At 57.3% G+C, this 23,089-nt stretch carries 22 protein-coding genes; 9 read left to right on the top strand and 13 right to left on the bottom strand.

Annotated elements, in window-relative coordinates; all coding sequences use genetic code 11:
* Window positions 1–76: 76 nt before the first annotated feature.
* Entirely contained in the window at window positions 77–1,045 is a 969-nt protein-coding gene (locus ACN1C3_RS11505) for an SDR family oxidoreductase (RefSeq protein ID WP_419115932.1), read from the bottom strand.
* A gap of 1 nt (window position 1,046) precedes the next feature.
* The gene (locus tag ACN1C3_RS11500; protein ID WP_419115931.1) at window positions 1,047–1,733 is read right to left on the bottom strand and encodes an NADPH-dependent F420 reductase; all 687 of its coding nucleotides are present in this window, start codon (window positions 1,731–1,733) and stop codon (window positions 1,047–1,049) included.
* 160 nt (window positions 1,734–1,893) lie between these two features.
* On the opposite strand from ACN1C3_RS11500, the gene ACN1C3_RS11495 reads away from it, so the two are divergent.
* A complete protein-coding gene (locus ACN1C3_RS11495) occupies window positions 1,894–2,346 on the top strand; it encodes a winged helix-turn-helix transcriptional regulator (protein ID WP_056744510.1) in 453 nt (150 codons plus the stop codon).
* 167 nt (window positions 2,347–2,513) lie between these two features.
* Here ACN1C3_RS11495 and ACN1C3_RS11490 read toward each other — a convergent pair whose 3' ends face one another.
* Window positions 2,514–3,113, bottom strand: a complete 600-nt coding sequence (locus tag ACN1C3_RS11490) for an NADPH-dependent F420 reductase (RefSeq protein ID WP_419115930.1) — start codon at window positions 3,111–3,113, stop codon at window positions 2,514–2,516.
* A 73-nt stretch (window positions 3,114–3,186) separates the two neighbouring features.
* Complete coding sequence (locus tag ACN1C3_RS11485; protein WP_419115929.1) at window positions 3,187–3,921, bottom strand: SDR family NAD(P)-dependent oxidoreductase; 735 nt, start codon at window positions 3,919–3,921, stop codon at window positions 3,187–3,189.
* 112 nt (window positions 3,922–4,033) lie between these two features.
* Here ACN1C3_RS11485 and ACN1C3_RS11480 point away from each other — a divergent pair, with 112 nt between their 5' ends.
* Window positions 4,034–4,396, top strand: a complete 363-nt coding sequence (locus ACN1C3_RS11480) for a winged helix-turn-helix transcriptional regulator (RefSeq protein ID WP_056744504.1) — start codon at window positions 4,034–4,036, stop codon at window positions 4,394–4,396.
* Between the two features lie 386 nt (window positions 4,397–4,782).
* On the opposite strand, the gene ACN1C3_RS11475 is transcribed toward ACN1C3_RS11480, so the two are convergent.
* Window positions 4,783–7,872, bottom strand: coding sequence for an efflux RND transporter permease subunit (locus ACN1C3_RS11475; protein ID WP_419115928.1), 3,090 nt, complete (start codon window positions 7,870–7,872; stop codon window positions 4,783–4,785).
* The gene (locus ACN1C3_RS11470) at window positions 7,869–8,978 is read right to left on the bottom strand and encodes an efflux RND transporter periplasmic adaptor subunit (protein WP_419115927.1); all 1,110 of its coding nucleotides are present in this window, start codon (window positions 8,976–8,978) and stop codon (window positions 7,869–7,871) included. Before ACN1C3_RS11470 ends, ACN1C3_RS11475 begins: the two co-directional genes overlap by 4 nt.
* Window positions 8,979–9,196: 218 nt before the next feature.
* On the opposite strand from ACN1C3_RS11470, the gene ACN1C3_RS11465 reads away from it, so the two are divergent.
* Together ACN1C3_RS11465 and ACN1C3_RS11460 are read left to right on the top strand one after the other, a co-directional pair.
* On the top strand, window positions 9,197–10,657 hold the full coding sequence (locus tag ACN1C3_RS11465) for an efflux transporter outer membrane subunit (RefSeq protein ID WP_419115926.1): 1,461 nt from the start codon (window positions 9,197–9,199) through the stop codon (window positions 10,655–10,657).
* A 171-nt stretch (window positions 10,658–10,828) separates the two neighbouring features.
* Window positions 10,829–11,614 (top strand): SDR family NAD(P)-dependent oxidoreductase, encoded by a 786-nt coding sequence (locus ACN1C3_RS11460; RefSeq protein WP_419115925.1) that lies wholly within the window; start codon window positions 10,829–10,831, stop codon window positions 11,612–11,614.
* Between the two features lie 111 nt (window positions 11,615–11,725).
* On the opposite strand, the gene ACN1C3_RS11455 is transcribed toward ACN1C3_RS11460, so the two are convergent.
* The 3 genes from ACN1C3_RS11455 to ACN1C3_RS11445 all read right to left on the bottom strand — a co-directional run bounded on the left by ACN1C3_RS11455 (window position 11,726) and on the right by ACN1C3_RS11445 (window position 14,381).
* Window positions 11,726–12,997: an OmpP1/FadL family transporter gene (locus ACN1C3_RS11455; protein WP_419115924.1), complete on the bottom strand. Its 1,272-nt coding sequence runs from the start codon at window positions 12,995–12,997 to the stop codon at window positions 11,726–11,728.
* Window positions 12,998–13,194: 197 nt separating this feature from the next.
* Window positions 13,195–13,821 (bottom strand): TetR/AcrR family transcriptional regulator, encoded by a 627-nt coding sequence (locus tag ACN1C3_RS11450; protein ID WP_419115923.1) that lies wholly within the window; start codon window positions 13,819–13,821, stop codon window positions 13,195–13,197.
* 182 nt (window positions 13,822–14,003) lie between these two features.
* Window positions 14,004–14,381 (bottom strand): winged helix-turn-helix transcriptional regulator, encoded by a 378-nt coding sequence (locus ACN1C3_RS11445; RefSeq protein ID WP_419115922.1) that lies wholly within the window; start codon window positions 14,379–14,381, stop codon window positions 14,004–14,006.
* 101 nt (window positions 14,382–14,482) lie between these two features.
* Here ACN1C3_RS11445 and ACN1C3_RS11440 point away from each other — a divergent pair, with 101 nt between their 5' ends.
* Window positions 14,483–15,232 (top strand): NADPH-dependent F420 reductase, encoded by a 750-nt coding sequence (locus ACN1C3_RS11440; protein ID WP_419115921.1) that lies wholly within the window; start codon window positions 14,483–14,485, stop codon window positions 15,230–15,232.
* Between the two features lie 314 nt (window positions 15,233–15,546).
* Here the strand turns inward: ACN1C3_RS11440 and ACN1C3_RS11435 are convergent, their stop codons facing one another.
* Entirely contained in the window at window positions 15,547–16,464 is a 918-nt protein-coding gene (locus ACN1C3_RS11435; RefSeq protein ID WP_419115920.1) for an AraC family transcriptional regulator N-terminal domain-containing protein, read from the bottom strand.
* Window positions 16,465–16,629: 165 nt separating this feature from the next.
* Here ACN1C3_RS11435 and ACN1C3_RS11430 point away from each other — a divergent pair, with 165 nt between their 5' ends.
* Together ACN1C3_RS11430 and ACN1C3_RS11425 are read left to right on the top strand one after the other, a co-directional pair.
* Entirely contained in the window at window positions 16,630–17,679 is a 1,050-nt protein-coding gene (locus ACN1C3_RS11430; protein ID WP_419115919.1) for an NAD(P)-dependent alcohol dehydrogenase, read from the top strand.
* A 50-nt stretch (window positions 17,680–17,729) separates the two neighbouring features.
* Window positions 17,730–18,926: an MFS transporter gene (locus ACN1C3_RS11425; RefSeq protein WP_419115917.1), complete on the top strand. Its 1,197-nt coding sequence runs from the start codon at window positions 17,730–17,732 to the stop codon at window positions 18,924–18,926.
* Window positions 18,927–19,000: 74 nt separating this feature from the next.
* Here ACN1C3_RS11425 and ACN1C3_RS11420 read toward each other — a convergent pair whose 3' ends face one another.
* Both ACN1C3_RS11420 and ACN1C3_RS11415 read right to left on the bottom strand, forming a co-directional pair.
* Window positions 19,001–19,744 (bottom strand): SDR family NAD(P)-dependent oxidoreductase, encoded by a 744-nt coding sequence (locus ACN1C3_RS11420; protein WP_419115916.1) that lies wholly within the window; start codon window positions 19,742–19,744, stop codon window positions 19,001–19,003.
* A gap of 12 nt (window positions 19,745–19,756) precedes the next feature.
* Entirely contained in the window at window positions 19,757–20,164 is a 408-nt protein-coding gene (locus ACN1C3_RS11415) for a DoxX family protein (RefSeq protein WP_419115915.1), read from the bottom strand.
* Window positions 20,165–20,259: 95 nt separating this feature from the next.
* Here ACN1C3_RS11415 and ACN1C3_RS11410 point away from each other — a divergent pair, with 95 nt between their 5' ends.
* Window positions 20,260–20,640, top strand: a complete 381-nt coding sequence (locus ACN1C3_RS11410; protein WP_419115914.1) for a winged helix-turn-helix transcriptional regulator — start codon at window positions 20,260–20,262, stop codon at window positions 20,638–20,640.
* A gap of 3 nt (window positions 20,641–20,643) precedes the next feature.
* Here the strand turns inward: ACN1C3_RS11410 and ACN1C3_RS11405 are convergent, their stop codons facing one another.
* Window positions 20,644–21,573, bottom strand: coding sequence for a LysR substrate-binding domain-containing protein (locus tag ACN1C3_RS11405; RefSeq protein ID WP_419115913.1), 930 nt, complete (start codon window positions 21,571–21,573; stop codon window positions 20,644–20,646).
* Between the two features lie 229 nt (window positions 21,574–21,802).
* On the opposite strand from ACN1C3_RS11405, the gene ACN1C3_RS11400 reads away from it, so the two are divergent.
* The gene (locus ACN1C3_RS11400) at window positions 21,803–23,089 is read left to right on the top strand and encodes a dicarboxylate/amino acid:cation symporter (protein WP_419115912.1); all 1,287 of its coding nucleotides are present in this window, start codon (window positions 21,803–21,805) and stop codon (window positions 23,087–23,089) included.

The raw sequence follows: 23,089 nt of genomic DNA, 5'->3' as shown, positions 1-23,089 counted from the left end.
TCCTCGTGGGTGATGGGGTGCGGGAAAAGGTGCTAGGGGACTGTGCCGGGCGCATTAACGATCCAGCGCCCCGCCGTCAGCTCAAGTCAGTCGGCGGAAAGTAATGGCCGTTGTCGAGGTCCTCGATCAGACCGGGCTGAACGGGGTCCCAGCCAAGAGCCTGACGGGTGATGGCATTCGACGCGGGGAGGTCTAGCGTGGCCACTGCCGCCAGGAACCCAAAGTAGCCCGGCAGCATCAGTTCGTCCGCAGGGATGCTCACGGCGGGTATTCCCAGGCGAGCGGCTATAGCCTCGGCGATCTCGCGGAACGGGATTCCCTCGTCGCCGATCGCGTGCCAGGTTTTGCCTGCCGCCCCCTTCTCGAGCGCCAGGCGGAACAGAGAGGCAAGATCCCGGACGTGCACCGCGGGCCACCGGTTCTTACCGTCTCCCGGATAGCCGGCGAAACCCTTTGTTTTCGCGAGCATGATCAGCTGCAGGCGACCGGTCGCACTGTGTAAGAGAGTGGGAATCCGCACGACCGACGATCTAACACCTCGCTCGGCGAGGCCCAAGACAGCGGTTTCCACGATATTGCGTGCCAACAGAGTGCCTGAATTGATCGGGCCGCCAGGTAGAGCGGGATCATCCTCGGTCGCCGGGCGGCCCAGACTAACCGGTGCGCCGATAGACGCCGCCCTGCCCACGTTCATGGGCGTGCCGATACTGCCTGCAACGACCAGTGGCTTATCCGTGCCCGCCAGCGCCTCGCCGAACGCGAGGACGGTCGCGAGTTCCGATTCGACTAAGGCGGCGATCCCGCCGGACGGAAGCAGTTCGGCCCTGTATCCGAGGTGGATGACGCCGTCGGACTCGACCGCCGCCGCCTTGAGCCCTTCGAGGTCGGCAAGATCTCCACGACGCACCTTGGCGCCGAGCGCGGACGCCGCTGACGCGGACGCGTCTGACCTTGCCAGAGCGACGACCTCGTGGCCGGCTGCAATGAGGTCGGGGATGACGTACGAACCGACGTGGCCGGTGCCGCCAGTGACGAAAACGAACATGTTATTGGCCCTTCTGAGCAGAGTGATACGAGACGCGCTGGTGCGCGTGCGCTAAGCCGGGAAGGCTGACGCCGATCGCGAAATGGGTGCTTTTGACCGAGTGGGTCATGAGGCCCAGCGACAACAGGCAGACGTGCTCCAGCGTTCGAGCCATAAGCAGCGGCCCAGTGTCCATCGGGCGCAGTCCGAGGCTTTTGATGAACGCCGAGACGCGTACCTTCGCCTGCGCGCCGTCCCCGGCGATGAACACGTCCAGCAGGTGACCCTCGACAGGACCGGCGGCCAGGACGTGGGAGAAGTGGGTGTTGAACGCCTTGACGACTTCGGCGTCGGTAGGGGCGGCGTTGGCGATCTCCTGTGCACCGAAACTGTCCTGAGGGGTCACAAAGCTTGTGAAGTCGGGGGCGACGGGGTTGGTGATGTCGACAAGAAGCTTGCCGGCCAGTGCTTCCCCGTATTGCTTCACCACGTCGAGAACGGCGGAGTACGGAACCGCCAGGATGACAATATCCCCGGCGGGGGCTGCGCCGAACGTTCCTGTCGTCGCGCCGACTCCGAACTGCTCGGCCAGCGCCCGCGCCTTGGCGGCGTCACGACTCATCACCTCGACGGTGTGTCCGGCCTTGGCGGCAAGGCCGCCGATCGATGCGGCCATGTCACCTGAGCCGATAATGCTGATAGTGCTCATGCGCGGTTTCCTTGCAGGTATGGGGTAGATCATTCCAAGGCTGCTGGTGCGATCCGGCGAACTCATCCAACGTGAGATCCATGCTGGGCGCTTCACTTGCAAAAAGCAAGCGATCTACTGAGTTTTACTTGCGACATGCAAGCGATGCTAAGATCCAGCCATGAAGACAACTCTTAAAGAAGACTTTCGGTCCCATTGCGCGGTGAACTACGGCGTGGAGATTTTCGGCGACCGCTGGTCGCTCTTGATCATTCGCGACATCGTTTTTGTGGGAAAGAAGACGTATGGCGATTTCCTGAAATCGGAAGAGGGAATCGCGACCAATGTGCTTGCTTCGCGACTTGCCTTTCTTGAGAAGCAAGGCGTTCTCTCGAAGGCGCCAAGCCCCGACGATAGGCGCAAGGACTTTTACACGTTGACCGAGAAGGGTCTGGACCTCATTCCCATTGTGATCAACATTGTGCTCTGGAGCGCGAAGCATGATTCGAAGTCGTACGTGCGGCGCCGCGAGGAGTTTGTTGCTCGATTAAGTCAAAACCCGATGCAGGTGAGCGAGGAAGTGAAGGCGCTGGTCCGCAATGGCGGGTGCATCTTTCCTGAGAGCGGGGGATGAACAAGGCGGCAAACGCGCCCTGTCACGGCGCAATTGGCACTTATCCAATCGTATAAGTTGTGGGCCTGTCAGCGAGGACCTGAAGCCGGCGCCGCCCTCACTTCAATCAGACTGTGGCGGCCCTTTTCCACGAGGGAGATCGCATCAAAATTTGCGATTACGATCCATCAGTCGAACTTGACCAAGTCCTTAAAGATCAGCTGACCCCAGCTGTTTCCGCGCGCCTGCACAAGCAGTCCACCTTCCGAAAGCCCGCCCAGTTTGATCGGCGAGAAACCGAGATTTTCCGCAAGCGCACCAATCTCCGCTGCGGCGCCGTCATCGTCGCTCGCCAGGAACACGACTCTCCTGCCACCCTGTACGGCCGGGTCCTGGTCTAGAACGGCAGCAACCAAATGGTTGAAGCCCTTGACCAGTCTTGCACCCGTGAAGGCCTGCGCGACGACCTTGGAAGAAGGCTGCCCTCCCAGTTCCTCAGGGGGCACGCCGTAGGCATTGGTCACATCGATGACGGTCTTGCCCTTCCAGTTCTGCAGCGCCTTCGCGACTTCCCGGTGCGACTCAAAACGGACAGCCAAAAAGATGATGTCCGCCGTGAGCGCTTCCACCAGTTTTTTGGGGATGATCGAGGGTCCGATCGCGGCCGCATCGGCGGCAAAACTTTCCGGGTCGCGCGTGGTTGCAACGGATACTTCGATGCCTTTGCGGGCAAACGCCTTGGCAAGCGCCTGGCCGAGTTTGCCGAAGCCGATAATTGCGTAGCTCATAAAAATCTCCTTTGGTTTGCCACGCCCTGCGGGCTCCGAAGTTGGAATGGAGTGACCGCTCGGGCGTAGCGAATCAGATTTGCGCCAGACCGCCGTCGACGGCGACCTCACTGGCGGTCATGAAGCTGCTGTCCTGCGACGCGAGAAACGCGGCCGCTGCTCCGATTTCCGCCGGATCGGCCATGCGCTGGAGCGGATTCATCGCAGCGAAGACCTTCATGCCTTCTTCGCCTAGCGCTGCCTTCGCGAGTTCGGTCGCCGTCGGTCCGGGCGACAACACGTTGACCCGGATACCGGTGCCCTTCAGGTCCTGCGCCCAAGTCCGCGCGAGATTGCGCACGGCCGCCTTGCTTGCGCTGTAGACGCTGAATGCCGGGGCGCCCGTGGTGCCGGCGCTCGATCCGGTCAGGATGATCGAACCGCCCTGCCCCATCAGCGGCAGCGCCTTCTGGACCGTGAAGATCAAGCCCTTCACGTTGGTCTCGAAGGTTTCGTCAATGTGCTCGGGGGTGATCTTGCCGAGCGCAAGCGGGCTTCCCGCACCGGCATTGGCGAAGACGATGTCGAGGGTTCCGCGCTCGGCCTTCACCGCCGCGTAGAGTCGGTCGAGGTCGGCCAGATCGGAGACCGAGCCCTTCACCGCGCGGGCATTGGGCCCGAGCTCGGCCACAGCAGCGTCGAGCGCTTCCTGGCGGCGGCCGAAGATGAAGACGAAGGCACCCTCCTCGATGAAACGCTTTGCTGCGGCGAGGCCGATACCGGTAGCGCCGCCGGTGATCACGGCGGTCTTTCCATTCAGTCTGGTCATGACGTGCATCCTTCGTTGAAGTTGTACCCAAGCAGGAAATTGCTTGCTTGAGACGAGGATGCAGCGCTGATAACCTAAGGACAAGTATGCACCTTTTGGTAAGTATCAAAAAATGACGACGACATCTGAAATCTGCGACACCGGCTGCGGGCTCAACGCCACGCTGCGCATCATCTCGGGCAAGTGGAAACCGCTGGTCTTGTTTTTCCTGCGCGACGGTCCGAAACGCTATGGCGAGCTCAAGCGTTTGATCCCTGGCGTCAGCGACAAGGTGCTGATCCAGCAGTTGAAGGATCTGGAAGCCGATCAAGTGCTTGCACGGACCGACTACAAGGAAGTGCCCCCGCGCGTGGACTACACGCTGACCCCGCTCGGTCGCAGCCTGGCCGACGCGATCATCCCGCTGTGCACCTGGGGAACCGAGAACGCGGCGCAAATGGCAAGCATCTTCGCCAAGCGCGACGCGTTGGCCTAGCGAGATGCTGAAGAACCGCTGAGTCGGTCGATTTTGCGCAGGCGCGCGCGCCGTCTTTTCGCAGAGCGAACACCTGAGCCGCCACGCCAAGAACGAGCGCAAGGGCGATGAAACCCAGCGCAGCTTTGAGCGATGGCGAATTCGGGTCAGTGACGATGGGGTGGCCATCGGGGACTCGACGCAATGTCTCCGAGACGGTCGGGACCATCAGCAAGAAAGCCGTCAAGCTCAAAAGAATGGTTTCAAGGTAGGTACTCCGTTCTTTTCATAGATTCATCCTTCACCGAATAAGCTGTCGATTCTAGATGCTGGGCGGCAGCGGATGGCCGAAAGTTGTCAGGTGAACGGCGAGAGGACGGGTGCGTCCTCTCCTCTGGGTTCGCGTGCTACATGAGTTTCGCTGTTTCAGTTGACCCTTTATTGACAGGACGGATCTTGAACCAGATGGAGTACATCGCTGGCAAGAACACCAGCGTCATGATGGTGCCGACGAACGTGCCTCCGATCAGTGTGTAGGCCAGAGTCCCCCAGAAGACGGAGTGTGTCAGGGGGATGAACGCCAGGATGGCCGCCAGTGCCGTCAGCAGCACCGGACGGGCGCGTTGTACTGTGGCTTCGATTACCGCGTGGAACGGATCCAGCCCTTCTTGCGTGTTGTGATGGATCTGCCCGATCAGAATCAGCGTATTGCGCATCAGGATGCCCGACAGCGCGATCAGCCCGACCAGGGCGTTGATACCAAACGGCTGCTGGAAGATCAGCAGTGTCGGCACCACGCCAATCAATCCCAGCGGCGCGGTGAAGAACACCATGATCATCGCCGAGATCGAACGTACCTGCAGAATAATGATCAGCAGCGTCAAGGCAACCATGATCGGGAGCAGCGGCACTATCGCCTGACCGGCCTTGCCCGACTCCTCGATTGCACCGGATTGCTCGATCCGATACCCGTCAGGCAACTTGTCGACTACCGGCCGCAGCTCCTTCATGATCACGCTCGAGACGTCCGGTGGCTGCAAGCCTTCGGCAATGTCGCCGCGCACGGTGATGGTCGGCGTGCGATCGCGACGTCGAAGGATTGGATCCTCCATACGCACATCAACCTCCCCTACCTGGGACAGCGGAATCCGCTGACCCGCCGCGCCCACCAACGTAAAGCCTTCTATCTTGGCGGGATCAAGGCGGATATCACCGGCAGCACGACCGATCACCTGCACAGAACGAATATCCTCACGAACCGCCGTGATCGGTACCCCCGCGAGCAGGAACTGCAGTTGCTGCGCGACTGCATTTGACGTCAGGCCCACCGCCTGCAGGCGGTCCTGATCCAGGGTGAAATGCAACGTCGGCGTAAGCGGCCCCCAGTCGGTGTTGACGGTTCTCATCATCGGGCTCGCCTGCAACACGTCCTGTACCTGGCCCGCGATCTCACGCAATTTTGTCGGATCAGGTCCCATCACCCGGTAGGCAACAGGGAATGGCGAATACGGACCAAACACAAGCTGAGTCACCCTGACCCGCGCTTCTGGGGCAAGCCCTTCGGCAGCCGCCTCGCGAATACGGAACTTGAGGGTCTCACGCGCCTCCTGACTGTCCGTCAGCACTACAATCTTGGCGAACGATGGATCAGGGAGTTCCGGCGCCATCGCCAGATAGAAGCGCGGCGCGCCTTGCCCGATATAAGCCGTGACGATCTTTGCCTCATCCTGCTTTTGCAACCAGGCCTCAATCTTGGCGGTGGTGGCGCTGGTCTGCTCGATGGAGGTTCCATAGGGCATTTGCACTTCGATCAACACCTCAGGACGGTCCGAGGTCGGGAAGAACTGCTTCTTGACCAGGCTCATGCCGAGAATCGCCACAACAAACGTCGCGATCACAGTACCGGCCACCCACCATTTGCGGGCGATGACCCGTGTCAAAACCTGGCGGAAGCGGTTGTAATGGCGGGTGTTGTAGATGGCTGCGTGACCACCCTCGACCTTCTTGATGTTCGGCAACATCTTCACCCCCAGGTACGGGGTAAAGGCCACCGCCACCACCCAGGAGGCTATCAGGGCAATGCCCACGATCCAGAACATGTTGCTGGTGTATTCGCCGGCGGTCGATTGCGCGAAGCCGTTGGGCATAAAGCCGATAGCCGTCACCAGCGTACCGGAAAGCATCGGTGCGGCGGTATGGCTCCAGGCATACGCGGACGCTTTGATCCGGTCGTAGCCCTCTTCCATCTTCACCACCATCATTTCGATAGCAATGATGGCGTCGTCCACCAGCAGCCCGAGCGCCAGAATCAGCGACCCGAGAGTAATACGGTCAAAGTTCTTTCCCGTGGCCGCCATCACCACAAACACCACGGCCAACGTCAAGGGCACAGCCGCCGCGACCACAACACCGACACGCCAGCCCATGCTGAGAAAGCAGACAAGCATTACCACAAGCAGCGCGACGAAGAACTTGACCATAAACTCGCCGACGGCCGAATCGATATTCACCGATTGATCGGTGACCTTGGTGAGCGTCATGCCCAACGGCATGCCTTCATTTATTTTGACTGTCTCCGTGTCCAACGCCTTGCCGAGGTCAAGACCGTTCCACCCCTCACGCATCACGATCCCCAGCAACAAGGCCTCTTCACCGTTATTGCGCACGAGAAAGGTTGCGGGATCTTCATAACCACGTTCGATCGTCGCCACGTCAGAGAGTTTGAGCGTGCGCCCCTGAACCGCAATGGGTGTGTCACGAATCTTCTGCACCTTATCGAAGGCGCCATCCAGCCGGAGGAAGACCTGCGGCCCGTTGGTTTCGATCGAACCGGCGGGCGTGAGCACGTTTTGATTATTCAGCGCGGCAAAGATGTCCTGAGGAGAGATGCCCAAGGTGGCCAACCGATCATGCGAAAAGGAAACAAAGATACGTTCGGGCTGCTCCCCAATAATATTGACCTTCTTCACGCCCGGCACATGCAACAGTTGTTGGCGCAACGACTCTGCATCACGCACCAACAGTCGCTGCGGCTCGCCTTTGGCTTTCAGGGCGAAAAGTGCAAATGTCACGTCCGAAAACTCGTCGTTGACCATTGGCCCGATGACACCCGCCGGCAGCTTCCTGGCCTCATCGTCGAGCTTTTTGCGCGCCTGATAGAACTCCTCCTGCACTTGCGAGGGCGGCGTGCTATCGAGCAGTGACACCATCGTGAAAGCGAGGCCAGGACGGGTGTAGGTTTCCGTGCGGTCGTACCATTTCAGTTCTTGCAGGCGTTTTTCAAGTGGCTCTGCTACCTGATCCTGCATCTCCTGCGCCGTGGCGCCCGGCCACGCGGTAATGACCGTCAACTGCTTGACCGTAAACGGTGGATCTTCCGCACGCCCCAGCTGAAAGAACGACAAGATGCCCGCAACGGCAATCAGGAAGATCAGAAACACCGTGATAGAGCGCTCACGAACTGCGATCGCGGAAAGATTGAAGCGCCCCTCGCTCATGGACGACCCCCGGCAACTTTGGCGTCATCCTGTTGAGGCAATCTCACCTCTTCACCTTCGCGCAACAGATGTGCGCCTAACGCTACGATCTGCTCGCCGACTTTGAGGTCGCCCGCGACTCGCACTGTGTCATCGCTCAAGCCCAGGATTTGTACAGGTCGCCAGGCCACCTTCGCCGGTGTACCGGCGATGACCCACACACCAGTGCCTTGGCCTGGGTCATAAACGGCAGCGATCGGTACTTGCAGCCCCTGCCCTTGCGTGGTGCCTTCAGCGATCCGAAGCGTGACGGTCGAACCTATCGGTGCATTGGCCAGCGCGCCCTCAAGCACATACCGCGCCTCGAAGGTGCGTGTCATTCGGTCGGCCGAGTCAGAAAGCAGCCTCAGCTTCGCTGTAACAGCATCCGTGGTGTTGCCATAAAGCGTCGCCTGTGCGGTGGATCCTGCTACGGGGCGCAACGTCTCGGGCAGGTGCACGATGGCTTCGCGCTGACCTGCCCGCGCCAGTCGAACCACGGGCTGCCCCGGGCTGACGACTTGCCCTGGCTCGGCGAGCGTCTCCACCACAACGCCGTCGGAATCCGCAAACAGCACCGCATAACCAGAAGCATTGCGGGCTACATCAGCCTGCGCTTCAGCGGCACTAAGCTGTGCCTTTGCGGTATCCGCTGCGGCTTTGATCTGGTCGTAGGCCGATGCAGAAATAGCGCCTGCGGCGACCAGGTCGCGATATCGAGCCTCGTCATCCATTGTCTGCTTGGCTCGGGCCCGAGCGGCTATGACTGACTCTTGCTGTGCTCGCGCCTGTAACCCCAGGTCGATGGGGTCGAGGCGCATAAGCGGCTGACCACGTTTAACGGTCTGACCGGTGTCAACCAGACGCTCAAGTACCTTGCCTGATACCCGAAAACCCAGGTCGCCCTGGACGCGGGCAGCCACTACACCTGTGAAGGAACGCGAGACGTCGGACGAAGCCTGAACCGCAGAGCCCCTCACCAGTGGGGCAAGCGTACGCGGATCCTCAACGGTGGATGAGTCGCCACACGCCGTCAGGACGAGAGGCAACAAGCAAGCGGCAATGGGGAAAGGTCGAAGCCGGCGCATAGGTTCCCTTACTTAAAAATAGGACGAGCGCCACATTCTCAGCCTAGTGACTATAAGTGTCAATGGTCACGATCCATGAAGCTTCCAGCTTCTCCCTGCGACAATAGAAACCCCATATAGCACTGAAAATAGCCGGACAAAGCTCAAATTACGTCAATTGACAAGATGTGACCATTAAGTAATATAGTCACAAATACCCTCTTACTGAAGGAATCTCAATGCCTCCCCTCCGTCCAATTGCTCTTTTGGTCAGCGCCGGCTTGATGGCAGGTTGCGCGGTCGGTCCGGATTACCATCGTCCAGATGCTCCGCTGTCGGATCGTTACTTGGGCCAGCCTTCTGTCGAACAGCGGCCTGGCGCGACGCCGACCAGCCTTGTAGCTTGGTGGGAAGGCTTTGGTGATCCAGTGCTAACCGACTTCATCTCCAAGGCGCTTGAGCAGAATCTGGACCTGGCGCAGGCGTCGGCGCGAGTCACACAGGCGCGGGCCGGACTAGGTGCTGCAAATGCCGCTTTACTCCCCTCAGGGAACATCAGCGGACAGGCCGCACGCTCCTACCAGTCAATCGAGACGCCGCTCGGCCAGGTGCTGAACTCAACTCCTGGCTATGATCGGTACGGAAGCTCCTACGAGGCCAACCTCGATGCCAGCTGGGAGGTAGATGTCTTTGGCGGATTGCGCCGCGGACGCGAGGCTGCTCTGGCCGAGTACCAGGCTTCCCAGGCGGGCGTCGCTGCCACACGATTGGCCATCGCCGCGCAGACCGCTGATATCTACATCACTATCCGCGGACTGCAGACCCGGCTGGACATTGCGAATCGGCAAGTCAAAACGCAGCAGGAGTTGTTAGAGAAAGTCCAATTGCTCTACAGCAAGGGGCTCGCCGCCAACTATCAGGTTCGCCAGACCGAGGGGGAGCTATCGCAGGTCCAAGCGACAGTGCCGGTCCTGCAGACCGGTCTGGATGCTGCCATGAATGCGCTGGATGTAATGCTCGGCACGCCGCCAGGCACTCACCGCACGCAACTGGCAAGTGCGGGAAGCATTCCTGTAGCGCCGCAGTTAAAGGCGATGGGAACGCCGGCCGATTTGCTGCGCCGCAGGCCAGACCTCATTGTGGCTGAGCGCCGTCTTGCGGCCTCAAACGCACGCATCGGGGAGGCGATTGCTGAGTACTACCCGAAATTCTCCCTTAGCGCATTGCTGGGCAGTGCCACGGCTGTATCCGCAGGCAACCTTTTTACCGGCGGCGCCAGCCAGTCGGCGGGCGTATTGGGACTGCGCTGGAGACTCTTCGACTTCGGTCGCATAAACGCCCAAATCGACCAAGCCAAGGGACAGGAAGCCGAAACCCTGGCCGCTTACCGTCAGTCTGTGCTGCGCGCCACCGAGGATGTCGAGAACGCGTTCTCCTCACTGGTGAATCGGGAAGCTCAAGCAACCATCCTCACCGGGGGAGAGGCGTCTCTGACGCAGGCTCGCCAATCGTCGTTCATTGCCTATGAGAAAGGCACGGCCAGCCTGATCGATGTCCTGCACGCTGACGAGACGATGCTGCAGGCTTCCGATGCTCGGGCGCAAGCGCGAACGGAATCGGCACGAGCGGCGGTAGCGGCATTCAAATCGCTAGGTGGTGGCTGGCAACCTCCTGAAGCCCAGCCTGTTGCGACACGATGATTTAACCAGGCGACATAGCACTTGATGCACGCGCCTCCACGTCCTCTCTTCGCTACTACCCAACCGAGAGCGGGATTCGCTCATCGACTGACGACCAGTGGTCTCAGGCCATTCTGTTGCGACGCGCTCAGTAACCAATTGCTCAATAGAAACCAACCGGAGTACAGCGAAATGAAATCGAACGAGAATTCCTGGGTACTCATCACCGGAGCATCAAGCGGATTTGGCGAGGAGTTTGCCAGGCAATATGCAGCGCAGGGAAAATCGCTCGTTCTGGTAGCAAGAAGGCTGAGTAAGCTTGAAGCGCTATCGGCGCAGTTGCGCGAACGCTTCGGCGTTGATGTGATAGTCAAACAAGTAGACCTGTCCTCGATCCCGGCGATCATCGAACTGCATGAGCGACTCAGCGAACGCAATATAGTGATCGATGTGCTCATCAACAATGCGGGTCATGGATTGCAGGGGCCTTTCCTGGATCAACCTCTGGATGAGTCCCTGACCATGATTGATTTGGATATCGCCAGCCTGACAGCCCTGACACGCCTTTTCGCGGCCGACATGCGAGCCCGCAAACGTGGGCACATCCTGATGGTCGCAAGCTTGCTGTCCTTCCAGGGCGTGAAGAATTTCGCCGTTTACTCTGCCGCGAAAGCCTATGTTCTTCGCTTCTCTGATGCGCTTCATCGTGAACTGAAAAATGACGGTGTCGTCGTTACCGCACTTTGCCCTGGGATGTCAGATACCGGATTTGCAGAAAGCGCCAAACAACGGATCACGCCAGCCTTAAAAAGAGTGATGATGCAGCCTCAACCCGTCGTGCGTGCAGGAATCCGTGCACTGCAAGCCGGACGCATGAGTGTGGTGCCGGGTTTTGGCAACAAGGCCATCACTGTCTTGACGTGGGCCACGCCACGTCGGTTTCATCAGAGCCTTATGGCGCAGGTGATGGGAGTCTGAGGGGGTGACAAAGAGGCCTTTTACCTCAGGGGAAAGGCCCGAGATGTGTTCTTAAAGGTCGGGAGGCAACGCGTGCTCCCGACAGGACATTTATCGTGTAATAGCGCTCAATTAGAAGCGGTAACTAACAGACGTACCGAGCCCGCTCGCACTGTTCTTATATTTGGCACTGTATGCACCTCTGTTCGCAGAGGCGTCGTTGATCTGCACGCTCTCCTCCCATAAGTAGGAATAAGCAACATCGATCGTGACATTGTCCGCCGGAGTCCAGCCAGCACCGAAGCTGATGACCTTCCTGTCACCCGTCGGAATGCGCGGTCCACGATTGGTGTTATTGGTGGGTGACTGATCGACCGAAAAGCCTGCGCGAAGCACCCACTCGTCATTCAGCTTGTACGCCGTGCCGATAGCGTGAGCCCACGTGTCGTGCCAATTCTGTTCTTCGGTAATGGTGCCCAGCGAGCCGCTCAACGCAGGGGGTAAACCCGTGTTCTCGATGGTTAACGCTTTGAAGCGACTCCAGCGAGTCCAAGTGCTCCCCAAGTACAGGGTCCAGTCGTTATTAAGCTGATGAGTCACCGAGAAATCCACTGACTCCGGGGTATCCACATCCAGCGAAGCGTCATAACTCCGGCCGCTGACCCCCAACACGCTAAAGATGCCGTCAGTGACCTTGGTCTTGGCATCCAATTGATAACTGACCTTGGAGTGGTAGGTCATGCCCAAACGGGTTCGGTCTGTAGCCTGCACCAGGATACCGGCGTTGAAACCTAGGGCAGTGTCGTCGCCTGTGCTTTTGAGTTTTCCGTCATTGCGACCAGGGCTAAGTGGATTGGGCACCATACCGGACAGCTCACCGCTGATACGGTTGATGGTCGGACCGAACCCGATCGAAACTTTGTCGTTAAAGGCATAGCTGATGGTGGGCTGGAACGTAAGGGTCGTGACCTCGCTTTTGTTGGCGTAGTAACGCCCGGCAAAACCGCTGCCATAGTCAGTCATCAGACCGAAAGGTACATAAAACCCTACACCGAACGCCCAATGCTCATCGATCGGTTTGACGTAGTAACCCATAGGCACGGTGGTGGTTGGCACCATGTCGCCGTCTTCCTGGCCGCCGAATGTACTGCGGGTCTGGCTTATGTCGGACTTGGCGAAAAGAGTCGCCGCCCCCACGCTGACCTGCTCCCTTTTCAAGCGAGACATGCCCGCAGGGTTACCGAAGACCGTACTCGCATCTTCAGCGGCGGAAGAACGACCGGCAAACCCGGACCCCATCCCACTGATGCTTTGTTCATTGAGAGCGAAGCCGCTTGCAAAAACGTTTGAGGATGCAAGCACGACAGCAAGGCCAAATGGGGTCTTGAGCACTATTTTTTTCATTGTTTGAACTCTATGGGTATCACTGAGATGAAGCATTAGAAGCGATGGACAACCATATTTATTCATGTGACCATATCAGTCAATGGTCACAACACAGATAAATAAAATGCCCTTCGACGGATGGAAGAAGGGCAAAGTGAAAAGCCGTTTGGTGATCTGTCGCGTACCCCGGTACGCGGTAAACCTTTAGCCAAAGGTCAAGGCATGAGGCTACGCAAGATGAGATTGGAGGTAAGCGTGGGCGCCTCCTCGACGAAATCGAGGTTGTACTGCAGCAGCAAAGGGTTGACGAATGGCCGCAGCGCGAGATGTATCGCTTCTACTGTCTCGTCCAGCGGAGTCTTGCGTTCAAATTCGCCAATCTCTCGCCCCTCTCGCACGATTTGCAACACGAAGCGTTTGATCTGTGCGTCATAAGCCTGCGTACTGGACCAGCTTTCCGACGCCGCGAATGCTGCAATGTCATAGAGTTTTCGGTCGTTAAAGAACAGATTCACACCTGTGGCGATCACAGTTTTGACCAAACGTCGAAAGCGCTCCGTCGGCGACAGGCCTTCTACATTGATAGCCTGCTCCACAGTCGCGACGATTTCTGCCAGACAATTAGCGCAGATGGCTTCACCGATCGCCTGCTTGGAATCAAAAAATTTGTAGATGTAGGCCTTTGAAAACCCGATGGCCTTAGCCAGGTCGGAAACCGTGGTTTTGCCGTAGCCGTACTGACTGAAATGTTCATTGGCCGCCGCGACAATCTGGTCTCGAATGTCGTGATCGGCTGGGCCACGGGGGCTGGGCGAAGATGAAGATATTGATGGCTGATTCATGAGCACAGCTTACTCACCCTATCGAAGACTGACAACTTGTGACCGATTAGTTATATAGTCACAAATCGGCAATTTTGAACGACTTTTCCAAGCGTTCACAAGCTTCAGCCGATGAGGCGTCAAACGAGCTGACGTTTGAGTGATCGAACATGACGGATTAACGTAGCGCAAGTCCATCGTCACTAAGTAGTTTCCATGCGCCTGGCGTCGTGCAGGTGACGAAGCTCAGCCCAGTCTATAAGGGCTGTCATAGCCGGGCCGAGTGCATGACCAAGCGCCGTCAGCGCGTACTCCACTCGCGGCGGTACCTCTGGGTATACGGTGCGCTGAACTATGTCGTCTTGCTGGAGCCCTTTCAACTGCTGAATGAGCATCTTCTGCGTGACATCGGGAATGAGCTTTTCCAATTCGGAGAACCGAAGCGGTCGGCCTTTAGCGGCCATCAGCTCATTGATGATCACAATTTTCCACTTCCCCTCCAGAACGCGAAGCGTAGCGTTTATAGCGGCAGACCAGGCCTGCCGTCGTAAAGGGTTCTCACATTCCCACTCGCGCTCCATCGATACTTACCTTTTGGTGGGTTACAGACAAAAACGTCGGTTCTTGCGGATATTGCAGTATCGATAATAACGTATCCGGACTTTGAATCTCTGGAGGCATTATGAAAATTGCGATCGTTGGTGTTGGATCTATCGGCGGAACCCTTGCCCGCTGGCTTGTCACTGCTGGCCACGAAGTCAGTGTGGCCAACTCGCGGGGAAAAGAGGCGGTGAGCGCCTTTGCCAAGGAAGCAGGTGCCGTTCCTTGTGACTTGAAAGATGTCTTCGACAATGCCGATGCTGTGATTATTTCAATTCCCCAACCAGCTATGACAGCTATTCCTAAGAACCTGCTGGCCGCACTACCCTCCTCGGTTCCAGTGATCGAAACCAGTAACTATTACCCAGGTCTGAGAGACGAGCGCATCGCCGCGCTGGAAGATGGTCAAACAGAGAGCGTGTGGGTTAGCGAGCAGCTTGGCCGACCGGTGATCAAGGCCTTCAACAATATTCTGGCTTATTCGCTGGAGAATTTTGGTAAGCCAAAAGGCGCGGAAGGCCGTCTGGGAGTCGCCGTTGCCGGTGACGATGCAAATCACAAGCGTCTTGTGATGCAACTTGTCGATGAAGTTGGATTCGAGCCGGTCGACAGCGGCCGCCTCGAGGACTCTTGGCGCCAACAACCCTGCACTCCAGCGTACTGCTGCGATTACACCGCTGATGAGATGCGCCTGGCGCTGAATGCCGCAGTCAAGGGAGCTGCTGCGCAGAAGCGAGAGGCGTTCAATGCGCAACTCCCTGCACTATTCGCCAAAAATCCTTCTCATCGTGACGTCGTTGAATTTAATCGGAGCTTCAACGCGGCCAGTTGAACTCCTCGTCACCGATCCACTCGGAAGCTATGGTTGTTGGCGCGCACACGCTTCTGATTTATTGGACAACACTATTTGATAGTCCTTCAGCGGTGAGTGCAGCCGCTTTAGTTCGCCGATGCCGCCGCCTTCCTAGATGTATCCGCTAGGCAGCTATCGGCCCAGGCACCCTGGTTGACCTTCGCGGCGATCGCACTCTACGGCGCAGGTACTCTACTTGGGGGCAAGGTAGAAACTGGCGAAGCTATCGCTAGATGCTGCTCGAGAACTCCAAGAGGAAACCGGGCCAAGTTTTGATCAGCGTACTGAAAGTCCTACCCCTGCCCTCGCAACACCGAAATATCCCGTTTGGGGGGGACGCCAAACAGACGGCTGTATTCGCGGCTGAACTGGGATGGGCTTTCATATCCGACCTTGAATGCCGCAGTGGATACGTCCTGGTGTTCACTGAGCATCAATCGCCTTGCCTCATTCAGTCGCAGCCATTTTTGGTACTGCAAGGGGCTCATCGCGGTGAGTTGGCGGAAGTGGTGGTGAAAGGTCGGAGTGCTCATCTGCACTCGGGCCGCCAGTTCATCGACGCGAAGCGCCAAGGTGTAATTCAACTTCAGCCAATCGATGGCTTTCGCGATCCGATAGCCTTGGCCATCGACAGAGGTTATTTGTCGAAGCCGGCTCGCCTGATCACTCTGCAAGAGACGGTAGTGAATTTCGCGCTGGATCAACGGGGCAAGAACAGGGATGGACTCCGGCTCGTCGAGCAGCGCCAGTAAGCGTTCGAATGACGCTAGCATTGCAGGTGTCACTGAACCAATTCCTACCCCTTTCGCAACCGATCGTTCACGAGTTGGCGGCAGGTCACTTTGCGCTATCAGCTCAGCCAGCATGCGCAGATCGAGTTTCAAGGTCAGCCCTAAGCATGGCTGTTCCGGGCTTGCCGCTAGCACTTCTGAATTGGCAGGTAAGCCCAACGAGGTGATCAGAAATCGCGACGTGTCGTAGGGGTAGCCCTCGCCACCTACCCAGAGCTGTTTCTTACCTCGGGCGACAAGGATGATGCTTGGCTCGATCATGCAGACGATGGGCGGTGCTGGATGTTCGCGCCTGAAGAAGCCCAGACCTGTAATGGCCGTTCCGTAATCACCCGGTTTCGAGATCTGCGCGCCGATGATCTGCGCAAGCTTTTCTTGTGCCGATGTCTGTTGAGGAGCTGTGTCGGGGTTGTTCGTCATATTCGTCTTGTACCTCTTCACTGAACTCTAACGCGCCAGTTCACGACCATCCTGCAAAAAAACAGAGAGTCATAGAATCAGGCAAGTAATCCAGCGGAATGCACTACAGAGAGCCTTGGCAGACCGGGAAAATGTCCATCCGACAAATCCTTTGAGGTCTCTCCCATGCTTGTACAAGCCTATGGCGCTCATGCTGGCGATAAACCCCTTGAGCCGATGCAGATCAATCGCCGCACGCCTGCAGCCCATGATGTTCAGATCGATATCGCCTTCTGTGGTATCTGCCATTCGGATTTGCACCAAGTGCGCGCAGAGTGGGCAGGCACGCAATTTCCTTGTGTACCTGGGCACGAAATTGTCGGTCGCGTATCCGCGGTGGGCGCACATGTAGCGGATTTCAAAGTCGGCGATCTGGTCGGTGTCGGCTGCGTCGTCGACAGCTGCAAACACTGTGAGGACTGTGACACAGGTCTGGAAAACTACTGCGACGAGATGGTCGGCACCTACAACTTCCCGACACCGGATGCACCTGGCTGGACGTTGGGCGGCTACTCGCAAAACATCGTGGTGCATGAGCGCTACGTGTTACGCATCCGCCATCCCGAGGCGCAACTAGCTGCCGTCGCCCCGCTGCTGTGCGCGGGCATCACCACCTACTCTCCTCTGCGTCACTGGAACGCCGGCCCAGGCAAGAAAATAGGTGTGGTCGGCATCGGCGGTCTGGGTCACATGGGCATCAAGTTGGCCCACGCGATGGGCGCCCACGTCGTGGCGTTCACCACCTCTGAAAACAAGCGCGAGGCGGCAAAGGAGTTAGGCGCCGATGAGGTGGTCGTATCGCGCAACCCTGAAGAAATGGCTGCACATACCAAGAGTTTCGACTTCATTCTCAACACCGTCGCAGCCCCACACGATCTTGATGCTTTTTTGGTTCTGCTCAAGCGTGATGGTGCACTGACGCTAGTCGGCGCACCGGCCTCGCCGCATCCGTCACCCAACGTGTTCAACCTGATCATGAAGCGCCGAACGATTGCCGGTTCGATGATCGGAGGCATCCCGGAAACACAGGAGATGCTTGATTTCTGTGCCGAGCACAGCATCGTCGCCGACATCGAACTGGTTCGAGCAGACCAGATAAATGAATCCTACGAGCGAGTGCTCAAGGGTGACGTCAAGTATCGCTTCGTGATCGACAACTCCACATTGGTTGATTGAGCGCCTCAGATTCGGGGCTGCGACGCTTCGCGCAATACAGGATTCAAACAATGACTGATCACCTTCTACCAGTGCCCCATAAATCATGGGGCGCCGTATTCGCCATGTCGCTCGCCGCCTTCGTGCTGGTGGCATCGGAGTTCATGCCCGTCAGCCTGCTGACACCGATTGCCGCCGATCTGCATATCACCGAAGGACAAGCCGGTCAGGGCATTTCCGTTTCGGGGCTGTTCGCCTTGTTCACCAGCCTTCTTATCCCGCTGGCGGCGGCGCGGGTTAACCGTAAACCGCTGCTTCTTTCACTGACGCTGTTGATGATCCTTTCTGGAACAGTCGTCGCGTTCGCCCCGAACTACGGGGTGTTCATGATCGGCCGCGCGCTGATCGGTATTGCGATCGGTGGCTTCTGGTCATTGTCGGCGGCAACCGCCATGCGCTTGGTGCCTGATGACCAGATCACTCGCGCCATGGCAATCGTCAACGGCGGCAACGCTTTGGCGACGGTGATTGCAGCACCATTGGGCAGTTTTCTCGGCGCCTTGATTGGCTGGCGCAATGCATTCTTGTGCGTCATCCCAGTCGCGATAGTCGCCTGTGTCTGGCTGTTGTTAAGCCTTCCTGCAATGAAATCGCACAGCGGTTCAGGTACTGGAAACGTCTTCAGGTTGATGAAAAACGTACCGGTCGCGTTAGGCATGGTGGCGGTCAGTGTGTTTTTCATGGGCCAGTTCATGCTGTTTACCTATTTGCGCCCGTTTCTTGAAACGGTCACGCACGTCAGTGTCTCCATGCTGTCGTTGATGTTGCTCGTCCTGGGTCTTGCGGGCCTCGCGGGAACCTTCCTGATTGAAGCGTTCTTGAAAAATGGCCTGCATCGAACCCTCATCGTCATTCCGATCTTGATGGCGGTGATTGCACTGGCGCTTGTTTCATTCGGTAGCTCGGCGGCCACCACGACCGTCTTGCTTGGCCTATGGGGACTGGTTGCGACTGCTGCGCCCGTGGGATGGTGGACATGGCTGGCGAGAACGTTGCCAGACGCTGCTGAAGCGGGGGGCGGCTTAATGGTGGCGATCATCCAACTCGCTATTGCGTCTGGCGCAACCGTTGGCGGGCTGGTCTTTGACTCGAGCGGCTATCAAGCGACCTTCGAATTGAGCGCAACCTTGCTGGGCGTGGCGGCCGCTCTTGCCTTCCTGGCTGCACGCGCAACGCGGGAGTCTCCTGCAGTGGCGAACATCGCTTGAAAATAACCACAAGACCCGCCAAGGCATATCTTGTGGTTTCGGTTGAGCATGCGCTCGGAAGTGGGACGTGACAGTCAGCGTGCACTGTCGATGATTTGGCCACCGTCCGGTGTCAGGCTGTAACCCGTCAGAAATTGTGCATCCTTGCTGGAGAGGAACAGCACGACCGGCGCAATATCCTCTTCGGGCGACCCATAACGGCCAAGTGCGTTGGTGGGTGCGGGCGCATTGGCCGCCGCACCCCAAGTGTCTGCAACCGGCATGACATTGTTTACCGTGATTTTGTCTGCGCCCCACTCCCTTGCCGCCGAGCGGGTCAAGGCACGTACCGCCTCTTTCGCCATGTTGTAAGGGGCATACCCCTGCAAGCCGATGACACCGGCCAACGATGCAAAGTTGATGACTCTACCCTCCCCGCTGGCTTTAAGGTGTGGGTAGCAAGCTTGCATCGTCCGCAGATAGGCAATCGGCCCCATTTCCAAATTGCGTTGCAATTGCTCAGCCGACAGATCGAGAACCGATGAAAAGACGACTGAGGGGTCAAAGGCATTGTTCACAAGAATGTCTATCCGGCCATATTCAGCAACGACCTGTTCAACGGCGCCTTTGATCTGATCCGGATCGGCGATATCACAGACTACTCCGAGGGCGGTGCCGCCCGCTGCCTGGATCTCAGCGACGACACCCGCGACATTTTCAGCCGTCCGTGAAACAACGGCTACCTTCGCGCCTTCTTCCGCAAAAAGCTTGGCAGTAGCGCGGCCGATGCCACGGCCGGCTCCAGTGACGATGGCTACTTTTCCATTGAGTCGGGACATGTCGATCTCCAGTTATTCAGGGGTTACTAGATGTGCCGTTGTTACTTGCCCGTAGGGTGACTGCACTTCACGAGCAGCGTTTTGGGTGAGGAAAGAAGCGACCAGCAACACGAGGCAAATAGCCGCTGGTAAGGCACCACGAGGCTTGCGGACATTGATGTGCGCTAACGCCGAGAGCAGCAGGTGATAAAGCATGCCGGCGTAGGCGAGGTCGCTAAGCGGCACATTGATGCGCAACAGAATGGCGCCCACCGCCAGGATCTTCACTGCAATGAGAATCGGCATCAGATTGGCGGGGTAGCCGAGGTCGGCGAGTGCTTGACGAACCCATTCCCTTTTAACCAGGTACAGAGTCGCCGAGGCCAGATACAACAACGACAGCAGTGTCGTACTGATCCAATAAATGTAGATTTCAATCATGGGGCTTTCCTAAGCAAGCGCTAATGCGTCGAGTTAGGTCAAAGATGTCGCCTAATATGAAAAGCTACAAGTAGGATGAAAAAGTGGTGCTTAGTATGGAAAACCAGACTATTGATGGCGATCAGATCAACATGCACGAGGAAATGCGCCGTGCATTTGCGCTGCTTTCAGGCAAGTGGAAGCTGGAAATCATGTGGTTGTTGAATCAGCGAATCTATCGATTCGGAGAACTTCGTAAGGCGATCAGCGGCATCACCCAGCACATGTTGACGGCACAACTTCGTGAGCTCGAAAACGATGGCCTGGTGTCGCGAACAGTCTTCGCGGAAGTGCCGCCGCGCGTCGAATATGAGATGACGGCAAAGGCCCGTGCGCTCGGGCCAACGATGGAGGCACTCGCGTTATGGTGGAGCGAGTATGGGAAAAGCGTGCCGGTGAAGCCAAGCTCGCGCGGTCGTAAACCTAAAAGCAGTTAAGCATTAACTGGCTGTTTTCCCATGGAGATCACGTGAAGCTCCTTCCAGGGTTTTCCATAAGCTGCGCATCGTAGGGTTCTCATTGGTGATGGAGCAGTAGGAGCGTATCTCCAGTCGCGTGCTCCATTCATCACCACCCGCTTTCACCAACTGACCTCGCTGAAGCTCGTCAATGACAGCGCTTTGTGGCAACCATGCCACCCCATAACCCTCGACAGCCATCCGCATCAGTAGCATTGTCATATCCGCCTCATAGCACCGCTCCAACATGCATGCAGTCGGGCCATTCTTTATGACGATGTCGGCAACACGACCTAGAAAAGTCGTAGCTGTGTAAGCGAGGTGAGGAACTGTTTTGCTGGAGGTGCCCGGTAGGGGATACAGCGGATTCCCATCGCTGTTAGGTGCGCACACAGGAATAAACGCGTCATGACCCAAGGTCAAACTCCCGAACTTTTCCGAATCGAGAAGAATGGGCGCCAAGGGGTGATGATAGACAATCATCAGATCACAACTCCCCTCCTCCAGAGATATGACCGCGTCGTGGATGTTGGCGGCAACAACCCGCGCATTGAATTGCTCATTGTGCTGCTGAAATTGCTTCAGCCATTTCGGCAGGAATGTCATCGACAAACTGTGGCCGGCAGTGAGCTGGATGGATCGCCCTGGCATCCGCTCTACCTCGCGAAGGCTTGAGCGCAGCCTCATTAACCCTGCCAATGCCTCGCGGCTTTCTTCACAAAAAGTGCGGCCAGCAGAGGTCAGTTGGACAGGATAGGTGCCACGATCCACCAACTCCGCACCTACCCATTCTTCAAGTGACTTTATACGCCTCGACAAAGCCGACTGGGTCACACAGCGAACCTCTGCAGCCCGAGAAAAATTCTTCCACTCCGCGACTGCCAGAAGATCATCCAGCCATTTGATTTGCATACCGACACCTCATGCCCCGAATGAGCAGTTTACTGCGCCTCAGCCGGGATGAAGCAGCAGTTTCGAAAACTATTCCAAAAGCGCATGAGGCTATCGGGATTACTCATCACGCCCTTCCAAACCCGACCCTAGAATCGAAATTGTTGGAGCGAGGCCACAGAGCTTCGACCGAATGACACTTGTCTCCTGCCAAGTAAAAAAAGCAAAAAAACCACTTGAGGAAAGCTCCGTGAAGAAAAATAAACTTCCGCGTCGGATCGCAATTGGCATCGCCTTAGGCGTGCTTGTCGGTTGGGCGTGCCACCATTTCGCAGGGAGCGAACAAAGCGCCAAAGAGATCGCGTCATACTTCTCGATGGTCACCGACATTTTTTTACGCATGATCAAGATGATCATCGCGCCCCTGGTATTCGCGACGCTGGTCGGTGGCATTGCCAGCATGGGAAATTCCCGCTCCGTTGGACGCATTGGCCTGCGAGCCATGGCCTGGTTTCTCACCGCGTCGGTAATCTCGCTGGCAATCGGCATGGGCCTGGTCAACCTGTTCCAGCCCGGTGCGGGACTGAACATGGAGGTCGTCCAGCATGCGGCAAGCCCCGTGGTGAACACCGGGGATTTCAGCCTCAAGGTTTTCATCAGTCACGTGTTTCCCCGCAGCATTGCTGAAGCCATGGCCAACAACGAAATCCTGCAAATCGTAGTGTTCTCATTGTTCTTCGGGTTTGCCTTGGCGGGTGTGAAGCGAGCGGGTTACACAACGATTGTCGATGGCATCGAAGAGCTGGCCAAGGTGATGTTCAAGGTCACGGACTTCGTCATGACCTTTGCGCCAATCGGGGTTTTCGCAGCCATCGCATCGGCTATCACTACGCAAGGTCTTGGCTTGATAGTCGATTACGGAAAACTGATTGCCGAGTTCTACTTGGGCATTGTGATTCTGTGGTGCGTGTTGTTCGCTGCCGGCTACCTGTTCCTGGGGCGCTCAGTGTTTACTTTGGGCAAGCTCATCCGCGAACCTGTTCTGTTGGCATTTTCCACTGCCAGTAGCGAGTCCGCGTATCCGAAAACCATGGAGGCACTGGAGAAATTTGGTGCACCGAAACGCGTATCCAGCTTCGTTCTACCGTTGGGGTACTCCTTCAATCTTGATGGCTCGATGATGTATCAAGCGTTCGCCATCATGTTCATTGCTCAGGCCTACAACGTCGACTTGAGCTTCACACAGCAACTGCTCATCTTGCTGACGCTGATGATCACCAGCAAGGGTATGGCGGGTGTAGCCCGAGCATCGGTGGTTGTGGTGGCGGCTACGTTACCCATGTTCAATCTTCCCGAAGCCGGCATTTTGCTGATCCTTGGAATTGACCAATTCCTTGATATGGCCAGGACTGCCACCAACGTGGTTGGCAATAGCATCGCGACGGCCGTGGTTGCCAAATCAGAACCACATGAAGAAGCTGAAGACGCCCCCGGCACTGATTCTCCGCTCCCAATTCATTCTGCAGCCACCGCCTGA

Source organism: Pseudomonas sp. H11T01, assembly GCF_048515765.1.
Taxonomy (GTDB): Bacteria; Pseudomonadota; Gammaproteobacteria; order Pseudomonadales; family Pseudomonadaceae; genus Aquipseudomonas.
This window is presented reverse-complemented; position numbering and strand designations above follow the sequence as displayed.